Genomic DNA, 14,825 nt, shown 5'->3' with positions numbered 1-14,825 from the left:
TATTTTTTTCAACTATATTTTATGCGTTTTTTAAGAATTTTTGTTTTTTTATTTTTCTCTTTTATGCTCCAAGGGAGCTACGCGACACACATTGTTGGTGGTGAACTTAGTTATAAAGTACTTGCAAATGGGCTTTACGAGTTCGAATTGATTGTGTATAAAGACTGTCAGCCTTTTCTTGATTCCAATGGAACAACGATTACTCCAGCAGGTTTTGATAATATCTATGGAAAACCACTCGTAACACCTGGCGCTCCTTTTGCAAAACTCAATGTCCTTAATGACGACAACAGCCTTTACCAAGAAGTTAATTTCACTTCATTAACCATTGAAAATGTAAATATAGAAAGTCCAGACTCTTGTATTGAATTAGTTGGTGATTTTTGTATTCAAAAAGGAACCTATAAAGTCACTATTCCACTACCTTCATCTTCAAATGGATACTTTGTTTCGTATCAGAGATGCTGTCGGAATCCTTCTGTAAATAATATTGTTGCAAACCCTTTTCAAACAGGTTCAATTTTTTCTACAGAAATTCCCCCAAATAACTTCACTTTAGGTAATTCAAATCCGAAATTCTCAGAACTTCCCCCTTTAGAAGTTTGCATTAACCAATCACTAAATTATAATTGCTCAGCTATAGATATTGATGGTGATAGCTTACATTATTACCTAACAACTCCACAAGCCACATCTTCAAATACCGCAGGAAATATTGATGCAACTCCTTATCCATTAATTGTCTATAATGTTCCTTATGCACCCACACATCCCTTAGATGCAAGTCCTCCTATGTGGATAGACCCAGAAACAGGGATTATCACGGGGACTCCCACACAAATCGGTTCTTATATTATCGCTGTTATGGTAGAAGAATACCGCAATGGTGTCTTACTTTCTAAAACCATAAGAGATTTCAGAATGCTTGTTTTTGATTGTAAAAGTCATATCGCCGATTTTGAAGCCTTTGATAATTATTGCACGGGAAATCAAACTGTTAATTTTGAAGCCATAGTAGATGATTCTTTAACACTACTTTGGGATTTTGGAGATCAAAACACAACAGCAGATACGGCAAGTGGATATCAAGTTACCTATAATTACCCCGCAGATGGAGATTATGACGTTCGATTAATCAGTTCAAGAGGAGCGGCTTGTATTGATACTATTATAAAAGAAATAACTATTAAAAATGAAATAAATTTTGATTTAACTGGAGATTCTATCCTTTGCTGGAAAGACAAAGACCTAATGAGTTTTGAAATAGTCAATCAAGAATTCTCTGGCGGAGCCAAAATCCAATGGAATTTTTCACAAAGTGATCTCGATACGGTTGGTCCAACACAGTTAAACGATATCGACTTCACCACACCTGGAAATCATTTTGTACAAGTAACAATAGAGGATAATAACTGTAAATTGAGTAGAAAAATACCGATTTTCATCAGTGATTCTATTGAGTTTAAATTCCCTAATAAAATTGCTCAATGTAATTCCAGCGAAGTGCTTATTCAATTACAAGATCTAAATCATCCCCTTCATTACGAGTGGTATTTAGATAGTGTTTTCCACACAAACGACCCTTCCTTTACAATATATACCGATCACGACACCGTATTAGACCTAAAACTTATTTACACAGATCAATGGGGATGCACGGATAGTATTGAGGAAAAAAGCTGGATTACCATTTTTCAAAATGCCGAAGCTGATTTTACAATTTCTAATACAGATATTGAAATTTATGAAGATTTTGAAATCACCAATTTAAGTAACAGCTTTACATTTATGGAATTCTTTATTTCTGATGGGACTATTTCCAATGAAGAAAGCTTTACCCATCAATTTACTGTTCCTGGTGATTATTTTATTGCCCAAAACGTTAATGTAAATGGAAAATGCCCCGATAAAAAGATTATTCATGTAAAAGTGCGGGTAAATTATTCCATTCATTTCCCAAATGCATTCACTCCTTCTGGAGATAATTTGAATGAATATTTTTTCCCCGAAACATACAATATAAAAGCTTATACTTTAGAGATTTTTGACCGCTGGGGAAGAAAAGTCTATGATGGCTCTCAATATCAAGAAAAACACCAATGGGATGGACGTGACCAAGATGGAGAACTCCTTCAAGAAGCATTGTTTAATTATCAATGTAAATACACCACCATTAATGGAGAAATCCTAGAAACATCAGGATTTGTTATGCTTCTCTAAGTACTGCTAACAATAATTCTATTCACTCTCAAATATGTTCATAGAAGGTCTTTTTGAATAATTTTTAAAAGACTAACAATTCCTCCATATTAAGTAATATATTTAACAAAATGTTATTATCTAATTTAATTATCGTTTTATAATGTATAAATTTGAGAAACTGTTAAAAAATATCTTATGAACCAAATAAATCATATCCTGAGTCAATCTGAAAGAAATTCACTAACATCAGAGGACATCCTCAGGGATTTAATGACTGGTAATGTACGTTTTGTGGCTCAAATGGGAAATACAATCGACTATAAACAACAATTGTATGAGTTAGAAAACGAAGAAAACCCAAAAGCATTAATACTTGCAGATATTGATACCAAAATTTCGGTAGAAACGATTCTTGATCAAGGTTTCGGTGATTTAATTGTTATGAGAACTCCAGGTGGAATTCTTACAGAAACAGACATAGAAGCCATTGAAGCTACAGTAGCCCTCAGCGGTGTAAAACTCGTTATAGCATTGGCAAATGATAACTCTACCTTTCTTCAAAATATACAAAACCATACAGATAAATTCCCAACACTAAGAAAATACCTACCTAAAGGAAATACCACTATGGAAATGGCAAAAGAATTAGCCGTTTCTAACAAAAAAATGATCTCATCGTTAGACAATGTTCACGCAGAAGTGGTATCCGCTGTTTACAGATCTACAACGGGAATGGTTGAAATATTGAGATAAAAAATTTCTTACTTTTTTTACTGAAATAGCGTCTATAAAATAACTGGTTTTTTTAGATTACACACATAACAAAGTGTGAATCTAACAACATGTGCAAAATATTAGAATTAGCGAAAAGACCATGGCTAATTAAGCATAACTATTGGGGAGTTTTGTAATTTCACATACTTTTGATAACGGCTACTACCAAATAGGTTCTCTACCGATTAGTATTCCAGTTAAAAAAAACAAAAGAGAAATGACTAAAACGAATAGCGTATTTATCGCAACAAGTTTAGATGGCTATATAGCAGACAAAAATGGTAAAATCGATTGGCTAAATTCCGTACCCAACCCTAATCATGATGATATGGGATATGTGGAATTCACCAACCGAATTGATGCACTTATCATGGGGCGAACAACCTTCGAAACTGTTATTGGATTTGATGTTCCCTGGCCCTATAACAAGCCTGTTTTTGTGTTAAGCAATAAGTTAAAAGAAATACCTAAATCCCACAAAGACAAAGCTTTTTTAATCCATGGAACTTTATCGGAGGTTTTAGAGCAATTCACGATAAAGGATATAGCAGACTTTATATTGATGGAGGAACGACAATCAGGAATTTTCTAAAAGAAAATTTGATTGATGAAATGATTCTAACAACGCTTCCGATTTTATTAGGCGGTGGTTCTCCACTTTTCGGAGAATTGCCAAGTGAAGTGAAATTTGAACTGATAGAAAACAAAACCTTTCTGAATCAAATAACACAAAGTCGCTATAAACGAAAAAAGTAATTCGAAATGCCAATAAACCTATACCCATTACAGGTTTAATTCAACTGAATTTATAGAAGAATACGGAATCACTCTATAATTTGGGTTAAAGAACACTAATTTTTTTTCCCAATCAATAATTTTGTTTTAAAATTGGATAGATTTTATGATTCAATGAGAGTTCACAGAGAAAATTTAGGAATTGCCTTTAGAAGCATCAAGGGAAATATGACCCGAAGCATTGTCACCATGCTCATTATTGCTATGGGAATCACGGCTTTGGTAAGTATCTTTACCGCCACAGAAGCATTAAAAGGTTCTGTAAACTCCAATTTCTCTAAAGCTGGTTCAGACACTTTTCAAGTGAGCTATAGAGAACAAGGTATTAGGATGGGAAGACAAAGAAGAAAGTCATTTCCCACTATTAGCAATCAAGAAGGTGAAAAATACCAACAATCTATTTCAACATTTGCCACAACCTCTTTGTACTTTTTTGCATCTGGTGGTCAAAAAATTGAATATAAAGAAGAGGAAGCAAATAATGTGTCACTCTTTGGGGCAGATGAGAATTTCTTTAATGTAAAAAGTAGAAATATTGAGTTCGGAAGGAATTTTAGCAAAGAAGATAATATTGCTGCAAAACCCTATGTAATTATTGCATCAGACTTAGCTAAAAAGCTCTTCCCGAAAGGAAAAGCTAAAGGTGTTGGAAAAAGTATCAAATTAGGCGCTCATAAGTATATTGTCATAGGAATTATAGAACCTCAAGCAGAAGGAAATGGATTTTCGGTCAATCAAGATGCTTATATCCCTTTTAGAGTTGCCAAGAAAAACTACTCCTATAGAGATTCTCAACTAAGAATAGAATCTAAAGTAAAAAAAGGTTTTACGATTCCTCAAGTAAAAAATGAAGCAATTGTGGCTATGAGAAAAGTGAGAAAATTACGCCCAAAAGATCTCAATAATTTTACCATTAGCAACTCCAAAGCTCTTTTAGAAACTATAACAGGAATTCTGGATAAAGTAGGACTTGCTACTTCAAGCATCGGAATTCTTACCTTACTGGGTGCAGCAGTGGCTCTCATGAACATCATGCTGGTTTCTGTAACAGAAAGAACCAAAGAAATTGGTATTCGTAAATCTTTAGGTGCTTCTTCACAGCACATTCTTGTTCAGTTTCTTACTGAAGCTGTTGTTATTTCTGTTTTGGGAGGGATTTTAGGAATTGTTTTCGGAATTATGATAGGAAATATTGTCGCTATTTTCTTAAAATCACCATTTGTAATTCCATGGATTTGGATGCTACTGGCTGTTTTGGTTTGTATAATTGTTGGTGTGATTTCTGGTTTTTACCCAGCACAAAAAGCTTCTGCTTACCAACCTGTTGATGCGCTTAGACACGTTTAATTCTATCTGAGGAAATAAATCACTGAGTAATTTGAAACAAAGAATTATTGACAAAAGAAGAATCAGTAAGAGTCAATAAAAAGGCTTTCAAATCTTTTTTCTCTTGAGAAGAAAGAGCTGCATTTTTCACTTCTGGAGATTTATTTTTAAATGGTTTTACTCCTTCACTATAATGAGTAATCACTTCATCGAGAGTCCATAAAGAACCATCATGCATATAAGGAGCTGTTAGTGCAATATTTCTTAAAGTAGGTACCTTAAAAAGACCAAAATCTTCTGGTTTGTGTGTAAAATGATACAACCCTTCATCTTCGTATTCCTGAGTCAAACCATTATTCTTTAATTCAAAATTTGTAAAAGTAAAGCCACCATGACAGGTAAAACATTTAGTCTTTTCACTATTAAAAAGAGCTTCTCCCCTTCTTTCTGATTCAGTAAAAACTGCCTTACCTTCCTGTACTTGATCCCATTTTGAATTTGCAGAAATCATACTTCTTTCATAATTGGCAATAGAACGAACCAATACAAAAGCATCGAAATCTCTACCATAAGCTTTCTCACTCAACTTTTTGTATTCAGGATCATCTCCTAATGCTTTATAAACAGCTACCATATTGTGATCAAACTCATTAGTATCCTGAATAGGAACCAAAACCTGCATTTCTATACTAGGTACAGAAGCTTCAAACAGCAAATGAGGATGATAAGCGATATTCGTAAGAGTGGGTGCATTACGCCTTCCTTTTCTTCCTAAAATTCCAGGACTTACTGCTTCATGCTTTGTAAAAGCTAAACGAGAATCATGACAAGAAGAACAAGAAATTTCCTGAGTTCTAGAGAGTCTTTTATCATGAAAAAGTTTTTTCCCTAGCTGCCACCTTTCTAGAGTAAAATGATTATCATCTGGGAAAGGAATAGGATCAAAATGACTGGGAATTTGAAACAATTTTTCAACCTTTTGCTCATTTGAAGACACAAAAGTTTCATGTTCACAAGAATGAAAAACAAATACAATTAACACGATTGAAATCAACCAATTCTTAGGGCAAATACTCAGGGTTTTTAGCCAAACTTTCATCAGTAAGGGTTTTTAAAAAGTTTACCAAATCTTCTATATTTTGATCACTTAATTTTAATCCACCATTTTGGTGTACTTGTCTTAAAGCAGGATCAAGTGTTGGAGAACCTTTTATTCCCGTATTATAATGCTCAATTGCTTCTTTTAAAGTCTCAAAACGTCCATCATGCATATAAGGAGCCGTGAGTGCTATATTTCTTAAACTCGTAATTTTAAACTTTCGTCTATCCCCAGCGTTTTTGGTAAAAGACTCCAAACCTAAATCCCCTGCTCCGTTATTTCCTTGAGTCAATCCATTATTTGAATGTCTTCTTCCTTCAAAATTTGGTCCTGAATGACAATGTGCACAATCTGCTCCTGATTCTGTTGGAAAATGTGGATTGTATTCTTTAAAAAACAAAACCCGCCCTCTTTCTTCAGATTCTGACAGAGTTGCTGTTCCTTCCAGATATTTATCATATTTAGAATTTGCAGAAACTATGGTCAACAAAAAGCTCTCCAATGCCAAAGCTATTCTTTCTGAACTTATTTTATGGTCACCAAAAGCACGAATAAAATCATTTTTATAGTTTTCATCTTCCGAAAGCTTTTTTATAACACCTTCTAAGGTTTCCTTCATTTCTAAATGATCTTGGATAGGCATTAATACTTGTTCTTTGAGCGTTCTTGCTCTACCATCCCAAAAAAAGCCTTCTTCCCCTGCAAATGCCAAATTAAAAGTCGCCATAGATTGTCTTTTACCTTCGCTATCATCTACTCCCAAAGATAATTTTCTTGGGTCGCTAAAACCATGTTCTGGTTGATGACAAGAAGAACAACTTATTGTATTATCTAAAGAAAGTTTTTTCTCATAAAACAACCTCTTTCCCAAAGCCACTTTTGATAAGGTAAGTGGATTTTCAGCAGATAATTTTGGAGGTGGAAAATTTGGGAGTTTCGGGAAAACATAAGGTGTTTTATCCCATTCTACAAAATCTGTATTAAAGGTATCTTTGGAACAAGAAACAAGAAAAACTGTGATAAGGAAATAACTTATATATCTCATATATGTAAACTTTATAGTAAAATGATTTTTTTACGGGCTTTTCCTGTTGACGATTCTAATTCGAGAAAATAATTTCCTTTTGAAAGATGGCTTAAATCCAAAATTTCTTCTTGAGATTTCTTTTGAAAAACTTCCTGTCCAAAAACATTAAATACCTTAATGGTTAAAACTTCATCTACTGGATTATTGATTCTTAAAACACCATTTGAAGGATTTGGGAATACCTTGATAATTGATGCCAATTCTTCTTCAACGCCAATTTGATAATCAGAATCATAACTAAAAACTTTATTTTTAAGATTTTGCATCACTTGCATACAAGATTGAAAAGTTTCTCCATGATGAATAATGGAGCTATTTATAGACACATCATCTAATATTTTTCCAAAATCTGCCTTAATTGGAATATGAATTTCATTCTCACTAGATAAACTTGTAACAGCTATAGTTTGATGAAAATAATTGGTATCGCCCAAAGCATGTATTTCCATATTATGCTTAAATGCAGGTCCTGTTTTTCCTTCTAGAATAATGAATCGATAGCCCGCTGCCCATCCCCAATGCATAGCAGGCATTTGTGGGGCAAGTGGATGACTTGCGTCATACTGTGTTGGATCGTCGTGATTCAGTGATTCCTTTACTCCTATTGCAAATCGAACTTGTTCTACATTATTTACATCATGCGTTCCTAGGTCTAAAATTACATTTCCTGGAGTTTCATCTGCTTTTAGCAAGAAAATCGATTTAGAAAAATGCTTTTTCTGTCCACCGTCATAAGTTATTTCAACATCTCCTAAATAATAATGAAGTCTCTTAATTTTAAATAAATGATTCAGATTGTTTTGACTACCAACCTGATACGCAAACTCTTGATTATCAATAAAAGATCTTAAGTGAAGCTTGACGCTTTTTTGGGCAAAAGCAAAATTAGAAAGTAAGGCAAATAATAATAATTTCTTCATAATAAGGATAATTTAAAGATAGTTTTCTGACATCAAAAAAGTTAGATAATCAAAAATGGTTAATTTAAACTACATTCCCAAATCAAATTCTTTCTTAAACCAGATAATTTACAAAAATTAACACAATTAAGCCGCATACTTCTCGGGAAAACTGAGATTTTAGAAAGCTATTCTATAGAAGGAGTTCTCTTTTTTCCCCTTACATTAACCTATAAACACAAACGATCAATCTGACAATTATTAAAACTAAACGAATTCATATTGCTAAATGTAGCTCAATGATATTTTCCATTTAACTTTGGGGCAAAATTTAAAACGTATTTTTATGAAAAAATTGATTTTATTAAGTTTGATCAATGTGATATTTTTCAGTTCTTGTTCAGACTCCAAAACATCAAAAGCAGAACAGATTAAAACAGAAACAAAAAAAGAGACTACTCTTTTAAATATGGAGGAGATGCCAACTGAACAAACAAAATCGTATGATTTTACATTGGTTCCTTCAAAAATGGATCAAGCTTTTGTCAAAAAATGGAAAGAATTGCTCAAGAAAAATGACTTTAAGGCAAAAATTTTCAGGTATGAAAGGGATAATAATCTAAGCTTTTATAATTGTGTAAATAACAGTATGATTTATCTACATGGTGAAGACCATATTGAATTTAGTGCTGCAAAAGAAAAGGGTATTGTAGATGGGGCACCTAGATATACTTTTCTTAGCTACCATCAAATTGATTTTAAGAATAAAGCAGATGCAGCCAAATTTATCAGACTTTATAAAGAACTAAATACGCCTAAAAACAAAGAGTGCTTTATTAATCAAAAGCATCGTATTTTACAAGAAGAAGGAAAAGTAAGTATTTTTTATACCATGCATAAGGAAGCTGAACAGCTTGTGTACGCTTCTGCAGACCTATTGAAGGAGCAAAATAAAGGTGCTCAACTAATAGAATAAAAAAAAATAGAATCTTTTTCACTCATTTTCTTTGCGTTAAATCATCACAGTAATTTTATTTCATAAAACATTTATTTATTACAAATAAAATGCTGTATATTTGCCCACGCAAAGACAAATGGAGGTTGTAGCTCAGCTGGTAGAGCATCGGATTGTGGTTCCGAATGTCGCGGGTTCGAGCCCCGTCTTCCTCCCAAAAGTTGAACCATTCTCAGGAAACTGAGGATGGTTTTTTTGTGCCCGAAATCAAGCAAAAGAAATCAATAATTAATTGCATCTTATTATCTTTGTGTAAAAAGCAAAATATGCGTGTTGTAGAAATTATTCCTCATCCTGTTTTTACAGTAACCCTTTTTAGTACCGAAATGAATTGGGTTATTCAACTTGAGGCTGGTCCCATGGCTCAATCTTATAAATTCTCTAAAGATTTATTTGAAAATAGTGGCGATATGAAGTCTGCACTCAATGAGACTTTTTATGATAAAGCTCATGATCTCTTTAATGAAATGTTTCTCAACAGAAAATCCTTGATTGATGCGCATTAAACTACTCCTTTTCAGCTTACTTTTTTCTTACTTTTCTTATGCCCAACAAAGCATAGACCTGAAGGAATATGTCTTGATAAATGATATCGGTATCAAAGTAATTGATAAGAAAAAATTATCAAAAGATATCGATAAAATGGATCTGACAAAAACAGAACTTAAAGCCTTAAAAAAGAATATAAAAGAGCAGAAAAAGAACATAAAAAAAGAACTAAAGTCTTACAATAAAGAAGTTTATAAAAAAAGAAAAGAACAAGAATATGCCATAAGAATGGGAATGCAGTCTAGTACAGATGCAGACACAAGTTTCACAGAATCTATTGGAAGTGATATTCTTCATGCCAAAAAACTAGACAAAGTCTTTGATAAAAAAGCTTCAGAGGTGGATACCTTGATCACAGAAGAACTACCCAGTCAAAAAGAAGCTTGGAATCCTAATAATATCGTTCCGCCAAAACGCCATAATTACCCATGGGCAAAGGATATAATGAGTGGTTGTAATTGGAAAATTCACCATATAGACCCAGTGGAAAGAGACACTATTTTGGCATCAAAAAATCATACAATTTATTGGAACGAAAAAGAAAAGAACGATCAAAAAGGAACAATCAAACTCAGGTTAATTAGAGAAGCAAATCAGTATTTTTTTGAAATTGATTTGCATTTAATTCTCTCTGGAAAAAATCAACCTTTGATTGTGAAAAATGACGCAAACTTAATGATTGTCAATAAGAAGAAAAAAACTTTTCAGTTTCCTTTTTATGGAATTCCACAAACAGCAGCAGTAGATTATTCTGGTGAAAACCAAAAGCTCATTGCGAGATTTTTGATTGATTCAAAAACCTCTAAAAAAACACTATTTGACAAAAAATGGAGTAAAATTCTTCTCTCTTTTGGTGGAAATAAATTCGAATTTCACCTTAGTAAAAACTTAACTCAAAAGGCTGAAGATAGTGATATAAAATCACTTTTTGAACCTTATTTTTCTTGTATTCAACTATGACAAAATCAGTTTTAATAGCCGGAGGAAGTGGTTTACTGGGTGGATTGATCGCTACCCACCTAAAAGCCAAAAGATATCAAGTAAATATTCTTACTAGAAACCCTCAACTAGAATCTGATATTGCTTGGGATCCTTATCTGAATAAATTTCCCGATGAGATTTTGGAAAAAACAGATATTATCATCAATCTATCGGGTGCCAATCTCAACAAAAAATGGACAAAGGAATACAAAAAAGAACTGCTAAAAAGTAGAATTGCCCCTACCCGATTGTTATTCCAAAGACTCAAAGATCATCCCAATCATCAAGTAAAACATTTTATTCAAGCAGCCGGTATAAGTATCTACGGAAATCAAGGAGATACCTTGATTGCTGAAGAATATCCTGCGGGTGAAGGTTTTTTAGAAAAACTTTGTGTCTCTTGGGAAAAAGAAGCTCAAAAAATTACCAATTTGGGAATCAAAACTGATATACTAAGAATCAGCCCAGTACTGCATCCTGATAATGAATTTGTAAGAATGCAATACAAAATGGCTCGTTTTAATTTACTTTCTCCAGTAGGATCTGGAAATCAATATGTCCCTTGGGTTCATTATAAAGACTTTGTCAGAATTGTCAGATTTTTAATCAATTTAGAGTCTGAGGAAGGAACAACTTATAATATTTGTAGTCCGAATTCGAATTCCCAACAAGACCTTATCCATGCTTTTGAGAAAGCCGTAAAGAAAAAACAGATCATGCCTGCTATTCCCACCCAAATAATTAGATGGACCATGGGAGAAAAAAGCCAATTACTCACCGATAGCATTAATGCACAACCAAAAGCTTTGATGGATGCTGGATTTGAATTTCAATTTCCAGAAATCACTCAAGCATTAAAAGATATTTTATAACAACAGATGAAAGGAATACTCATTATCAACTTAGGATCGCCTGATAGTCCCAACAAAAAAGACGTAAAACGTTATCTCGATGAATTTTTGATGGACGAAAGAGTGATTGATATTTCCAAATTTTGGAGAACAATTTTAGTTAGAGGAATTATCCTTAATACCCGACCAAAAAAATCGGCAGAAGCCTATCAAAAAGTATGGACAAATGATGGTTCACCACTCATTATTCATACTGAAAACTTAAAGAACAAGATCCAAAATCAGGTAAAAGCACCTGTGGAAATGGCTATGCGATATGGAAACCCATCCATTAAAAATGGAATCCAAAAACTCAAAGATCAAGGTGTTTCAGAAATATTAGCAATACCGCTCTATCCACAGTATGCCATGGCAACAACAGAAACGGTTATTGTTAAGGCTCAAGAAATTCAAAAAATGCATTTTCCAGAGATACGAATGGATTTCGTTCCTCCTTTTTATAACAATACGGAATATATTAATGTTTTGTCAGAAAGTATTCAAAAAGCTTTAGAAAAAACAGATGCAGAACACTTATTATTCTCTTATCATGGTATTCCAGAAAGACATATTTACAAAACTGACCCTACAGAAAGTCATTGTAAAATAGATGGATCGTGTTGTAATACGCCATCCGAAGCACATAAAACCTGCTATCGTCACCAGTGTTTTGAAACGACAAAACTAGTGGCAAAAAACCTCAATTTCGATAAAGATTTTTATAGCGATTCTTTCCAGTCTAGACTTGGTAGAGATCCTTGGTTACAACCCTATACGGCAGATAGATTTGAAGACCTTCCTCACGAAAAAGTGAAAAAATTAGCCGTAGTTACTCCTGCTTTTGTAGCCGATTGTCTAGAAACTATTGAAGAAATAGGAATGGAAGGAAAAGAAGAGTTTCTTCATGCTGGTGGGGAAAGTTTTCACACCATCCCCTGTTTGAATGATGACGATGACTGGGCAAAACTCCTGTCTAAATGGTCTAATGAATGGCTTGAGGCTTAGTGGATCGTTATTAACTAACTAAACCTTCACACTAATTTTTTAAAAAAATGACCAAAAAAGAAATTGCAGAGGATATCCGATTGATATTGGAAGATTTATATCCTGAAACTCCAGTTCCGCTAGATCATAAAGACGAATACACTTTATTGATTGCCGTTTTACTTTCTGCTCAATGTACCGATGAAAGGGTCAACAAAATAACTCCACTGCTTTTTGCTGAGGCTGATAACCCGTTTGATATGGTAAAAATGGACGTAGAGAGAATAAAGGAAATAATACGTCCGTGTGGGCTTTCGCCAAGAAAATCTAAGGCAATTTATCAGCTTTCTGAAATTCTTATTGATAAATACCAAGGAGACGATCCTGAATCTATGGAATTATTGGAAGAACTACCAGGTGTGGGACATAAAACAGCTTCGGTTGTGGTGAGTCAAGCTTTTGGAGAACCTGCTTTTCCAGTTGATACACATATTCATAGACTTGCTTATCGTTGGAAATTGAGTACAGGGAAATCTGTGGAAAAAACAGAGAAAGACCTCAAAGCGTTATTCTCTAAAGAATATTGGAATAAACTGCATTTACAAATCATTTTTTTCGGAAGAGAATATTGCAAAGCCCGTGGACATCAACCTACAGAGTGCCCTATTTGTTCTAAATACGGAAGAAAATCATTGTTTAAAGACTAAAAAAAAAGTATTGGATATTTCCCTTCAGAAAAAAGGATTTGTGAAACAAATCGGGACTTTAGACCAAAAAACGAAAAAAGTTCTTCTTGTATGTCATGGCTATGGTCAACTTGTCGAATATTTTGGAAAATGGCTTGAAGTAATCGCTCATAAGGACATTTGTATTCTTTGTCCAGAAGCACTTCACCGTTTTTATCTAAAAGGGTTTGGAGGTCGTGTTGGGGCAAGTTGGATGACTAAAGAAAAAAGAGAAACTGATATAAAAGAAAATCATGAATTTCTCAATAAAATTCTTCAAGAAATTGAGATAAAAACTCAAGGAATTGAATTACATTTACTGGGGTTTTCACAAGGTGCGCAAACTATTAGTCGATGGGTAGCTCAGGAAAGAATTCAAGCAAGCTCCCTCACGCTTTGGGGAGGCAGACAAGCCGAAGATATTTCTTGGAAAACTTATGAAAAACTCACTAAAAATAGCGCAATAAACCTTTGGTTTGGAGATCAAGATGAATTTTATCCAGACCAAAAAGTGGCAAATTGGTTGGAGGAGTTGAAAGAACACCGTTTTGCTTATCAATTCCACAAATATGAAGGTGTACATAAGCTAGAACCAAAGGCTTTGGCAGAATATGCCAAACAAATTATGAATTTATGACAACAATAGATTTTTTTATTTCACTAGTTCTTGCTCTCATGATGTTCGGCATAGGGATGAGTATTCGATTTGTGGAATTTAAAAAACTCTTTGAACATCGGAAGTCATTGTATTTGGGTTTGAGTTTACAAATGATTTTTCTTCCCATTTTCGCCTTCACTATCGCTTGGTTTGCTCCCATTTCGCCTGCTTTTAAACTAGGAATTGTTTTGGTTTCAATATGCCCAGGAGGTACTACGTCAAATTTTATTTCCTATATTCTTCATGCGAATACGGCTCTTTCTGTCGCTCTTACTTCTATCAATAGTTTTCTGATTTTAATCACCATTCCCTTGTTTACGGCTTTGGGTTATGATATTTTTTATCCCAATGAGACTTACCATGATTTTTCTATTCTCCAAAACGTAATTCAAGTATTGCTCATCGTTGTTTTGCCATCCATCCTTGGGATGACCGTTCGACATTATAAAAGTTATTTTGCAAAAAGAATTGAAAAATCTCTAAAATGGGTCAACACAGCACTATTAGCCGCTGTTTTTCTAATTAAATTTTTAGCAGGAAAAGAACATGGCGGTACAGACATCAGTACGGAGGATATTTTACAAATTCTCCCCTATGCTCTAGCACTCAATGTGGTTTCAATGTTTGTAAGTGATATTTTTGGAAAATGGTTTCGTGTAGGAAAAGTGAATAGAATAACCATTTCGATTGAAGTTGGCTTACAAAACACGGCACTTGCCATCCTGATTGCAGGAACGTTGCTAAAAAGTGCTGAAATGACTAAACCGGCTTTGGTTTTTGCGCTTTTTTCATTCTTTACCACTTTCGGATTTGGGTATTGGAAAAAGAAATCATCGTAATC

The 14,825-nt window shown here is 33.8% G+C and carries 16 protein-coding genes and 1 tRNA gene; 14 read left to right on the top strand and 3 right to left on the bottom strand.

Going from position 1 to position 14,825, the window contains the following annotated elements; all coding sequences use genetic code 11:
• The first annotated feature begins 21 nt into the window (after positions 1–21).
• The 5 genes from N4A45_01795 (at position 22) to N4A45_01775 (ending at position 5,118) form a co-directional block, all read left to right on the top strand.
• Complete coding sequence (locus N4A45_01795; GenBank protein MCT4663949.1) at positions 22–2,220, top strand: gliding motility-associated C-terminal domain-containing protein; 2,199 nt, start codon at positions 22–24, stop codon at positions 2,218–2,220.
• Positions 2,221–2,397: 177 nt separating this feature from the next.
• Positions 2,398–2,955 carry a hypothetical protein gene (locus tag N4A45_01790; GenBank protein MCT4663948.1) on the top strand — a complete coding sequence of 186 codons (558 nt, stop codon included), beginning with the start codon at positions 2,398–2,400 and terminating at the stop codon, positions 2,953–2,955.
• 238 nt (positions 2,956–3,193) lie between these two features.
• Positions 3,194–3,568 carry a dihydrofolate reductase family protein gene (locus tag N4A45_01785; protein MCT4663947.1) on the top strand — a complete coding sequence of 125 codons (375 nt, stop codon included), beginning with the start codon at positions 3,194–3,196 and terminating at the stop codon, positions 3,566–3,568.
• Positions 3,553–3,732 carry a dihydrofolate reductase family protein gene (locus tag N4A45_01780; protein ID MCT4663946.1) on the top strand — a complete coding sequence of 60 codons (180 nt, stop codon included), beginning with the start codon at positions 3,553–3,555 and terminating at the stop codon, positions 3,730–3,732. Before N4A45_01785 ends, N4A45_01780 begins: the two co-directional genes overlap by 16 nt.
• A 132-nt stretch (positions 3,733–3,864) precedes the next feature.
• Positions 3,865–5,118, top strand: a complete 1,254-nt coding sequence (locus N4A45_01775; protein ID MCT4663945.1) for an ABC transporter permease — start codon at positions 3,865–3,867, stop codon at positions 5,116–5,118.
• Between the two features lie 19 nt (positions 5,119–5,137).
• On the opposite strand, the gene N4A45_01770 is transcribed toward N4A45_01775, so the two are convergent.
• Genes N4A45_01770 through N4A45_01760 form a run of 3 tightly spaced genes read right to left on the bottom strand, consistent with a single transcriptional unit; the run spans position 5,138 to position 8,203 of the window.
• On the bottom strand, positions 5,138–6,196 hold the full coding sequence (locus N4A45_01770) for a c-type cytochrome (protein ID MCT4663944.1): 1,059 nt from the start codon (positions 6,194–6,196) through the stop codon (positions 5,138–5,140).
• Positions 6,159–7,241: a c-type cytochrome gene (locus N4A45_01765; GenBank protein ID MCT4663943.1), complete on the bottom strand. Its 1,083-nt coding sequence runs from the start codon at positions 7,239–7,241 to the stop codon at positions 6,159–6,161. Before N4A45_01765 ends, N4A45_01770 begins: the two co-directional genes overlap by 38 nt.
• A gap of 11 nt (positions 7,242–7,252) precedes the next feature.
• Positions 7,253–8,203 carry a T9SS type A sorting domain-containing protein gene (locus N4A45_01760; protein MCT4663942.1) on the bottom strand — a complete coding sequence of 317 codons (951 nt, stop codon included), beginning with the start codon at positions 8,201–8,203 and terminating at the stop codon, positions 7,253–7,255.
• Between the two features lie 325 nt (positions 8,204–8,528).
• Here N4A45_01760 and N4A45_01755 point away from each other — a divergent pair, with 325 nt between their 5' ends.
• The 9 genes from N4A45_01755 to N4A45_01715 all read left to right on the top strand — a co-directional run bounded on the left by N4A45_01755 (position 8,529) and on the right by N4A45_01715 (position 14,823).
• Complete coding sequence (locus N4A45_01755; protein MCT4663941.1) at positions 8,529–9,158, top strand: hypothetical protein; 630 nt, start codon at positions 8,529–8,531, stop codon at positions 9,156–9,158.
• A gap of 120 nt (positions 9,159–9,278) precedes the next feature.
• Positions 9,279–9,353, top strand: a tRNA-His gene (locus N4A45_01750).
• Between the two features lie 110 nt (positions 9,354–9,463).
• A complete protein-coding gene (locus tag N4A45_01745; protein MCT4663940.1) occupies positions 9,464–9,703 on the top strand; it encodes a hypothetical protein in 240 nt (79 codons plus the stop codon).
• Positions 9,693–10,706, top strand: coding sequence for a hypothetical protein (locus tag N4A45_01740; GenBank protein ID MCT4663939.1), 1,014 nt, complete (start codon positions 9,693–9,695; stop codon positions 10,704–10,706). The genes N4A45_01745 and N4A45_01740 overlap by 11 nt, the downstream gene beginning before the upstream one ends.
• Complete coding sequence (locus N4A45_01735) at positions 10,703–11,599, top strand: TIGR01777 family oxidoreductase (protein ID MCT4663938.1); 897 nt, start codon at positions 10,703–10,705, stop codon at positions 11,597–11,599. The genes N4A45_01740 and N4A45_01735 overlap by 4 nt, the downstream gene beginning before the upstream one ends.
• Before the next feature lie 6 nt (positions 11,600–11,605).
• The gene (gene hemH / locus N4A45_01730) at positions 11,606–12,622 is read left to right on the top strand and encodes a ferrochelatase (protein ID MCT4663937.1); all 1,017 of its coding nucleotides are present in this window, start codon (positions 11,606–11,608) and stop codon (positions 12,620–12,622) included.
• Between the two features lie 47 nt (positions 12,623–12,669).
• On the top strand, positions 12,670–13,308 hold the full coding sequence (gene nth / locus N4A45_01725; GenBank protein ID MCT4663936.1) for an endonuclease III: 639 nt from the start codon (positions 12,670–12,672) through the stop codon (positions 13,306–13,308).
• Positions 13,309–13,348: 40 nt separating this feature from the next.
• Positions 13,349–13,963, top strand: a complete 615-nt coding sequence (locus tag N4A45_01720; GenBank protein ID MCT4663935.1) for an alpha/beta hydrolase — start codon at positions 13,349–13,351, stop codon at positions 13,961–13,963.
• Positions 13,960–14,823, top strand: a complete 864-nt coding sequence (locus N4A45_01715; protein ID MCT4663934.1) for a bile acid:sodium symporter family protein — start codon at positions 13,960–13,962, stop codon at positions 14,821–14,823. The genes N4A45_01720 and N4A45_01715 overlap by 4 nt, the downstream gene beginning before the upstream one ends.
• Positions 14,824–14,825 lie beyond the last annotated feature (2 nt).

The sequence above is a fragment of the Flavobacteriales bacterium genome (assembly GCA_025210805.1).
Lineage (GTDB): Bacteria > Bacteroidota > Bacteroidia > Flavobacteriales > CAJXXR01 > JAOAQX01.
Note: the sequence above shows the minus strand (reverse complement) of the source record. Positions and strands in the feature narration are given on the sequence as shown.

What these genes read in the sequence shown, in the direction of transcription:
- N4A45_01735 (MCT4663938.1), top strand. Translation starts at nt 10,703, where the DNA reads ATGACAAAATCAGTTTTAATAGCCGGAGGAAGTGGTTTACTGGGTGGA.
- N4A45_01745 (MCT4663940.1), top strand. Translation starts at nt 9,464, where the DNA reads ATGCGTGTTGTAGAAATTATTCCTCATCCTGTTTTTACAGTAACCCTT.
- hemH (MCT4663937.1), top strand. Translation starts at nt 11,606, where the DNA reads ATGAAAGGAATACTCATTATCAACTTAGGATCGCCTGATAGTCCCAAC.
- N4A45_01715 (MCT4663934.1), top strand. Translation starts at nt 13,960, where the DNA reads ATGACAACAATAGATTTTTTTATTTCACTAGTTCTTGCTCTCATGATG.
- N4A45_01740 (MCT4663939.1), top strand. Translation starts at nt 9,693, where the DNA reads ATGCGCATTAAACTACTCCTTTTCAGCTTACTTTTTTCTTACTTTTCT.
- N4A45_01760 (MCT4663942.1), bottom strand. Translation starts at nt 8,203, where the DNA reads ATGAAGAAATTATTATTATTTGCCTTACTTTCTAATTTTGCTTTTGCC.
- N4A45_01770 (MCT4663944.1), bottom strand. Translation starts at nt 6,196, where the DNA reads ATGAAAGTTTGGCTAAAAACCCTGAGTATTTGCCCTAAGAATTGGTTG.
- N4A45_01795 (MCT4663949.1), top strand. Translation starts at nt 22, where the DNA reads ATGCGTTTTTTAAGAATTTTTGTTTTTTTATTTTTCTCTTTTATGCTC.
- N4A45_01790 (MCT4663948.1), top strand. Translation starts at nt 2,398, where the DNA reads ATGAACCAAATAAATCATATCCTGAGTCAATCTGAAAGAAATTCACTA.
- N4A45_01785 (MCT4663947.1), top strand. Translation starts at nt 3,194, where the DNA reads ATGACTAAAACGAATAGCGTATTTATCGCAACAAGTTTAGATGGCTAT.
- N4A45_01765 (MCT4663943.1), bottom strand. Translation starts at nt 7,241, where the DNA reads ATGAGATATATAAGTTATTTCCTTATCACAGTTTTTCTTGTTTCTTGT.
- N4A45_01755 (MCT4663941.1), top strand. Translation starts at nt 8,529, where the DNA reads ATGAAAAAATTGATTTTATTAAGTTTGATCAATGTGATATTTTTCAGT.
- nth (MCT4663936.1), top strand. Translation starts at nt 12,670, where the DNA reads ATGACCAAAAAAGAAATTGCAGAGGATATCCGATTGATATTGGAAGAT.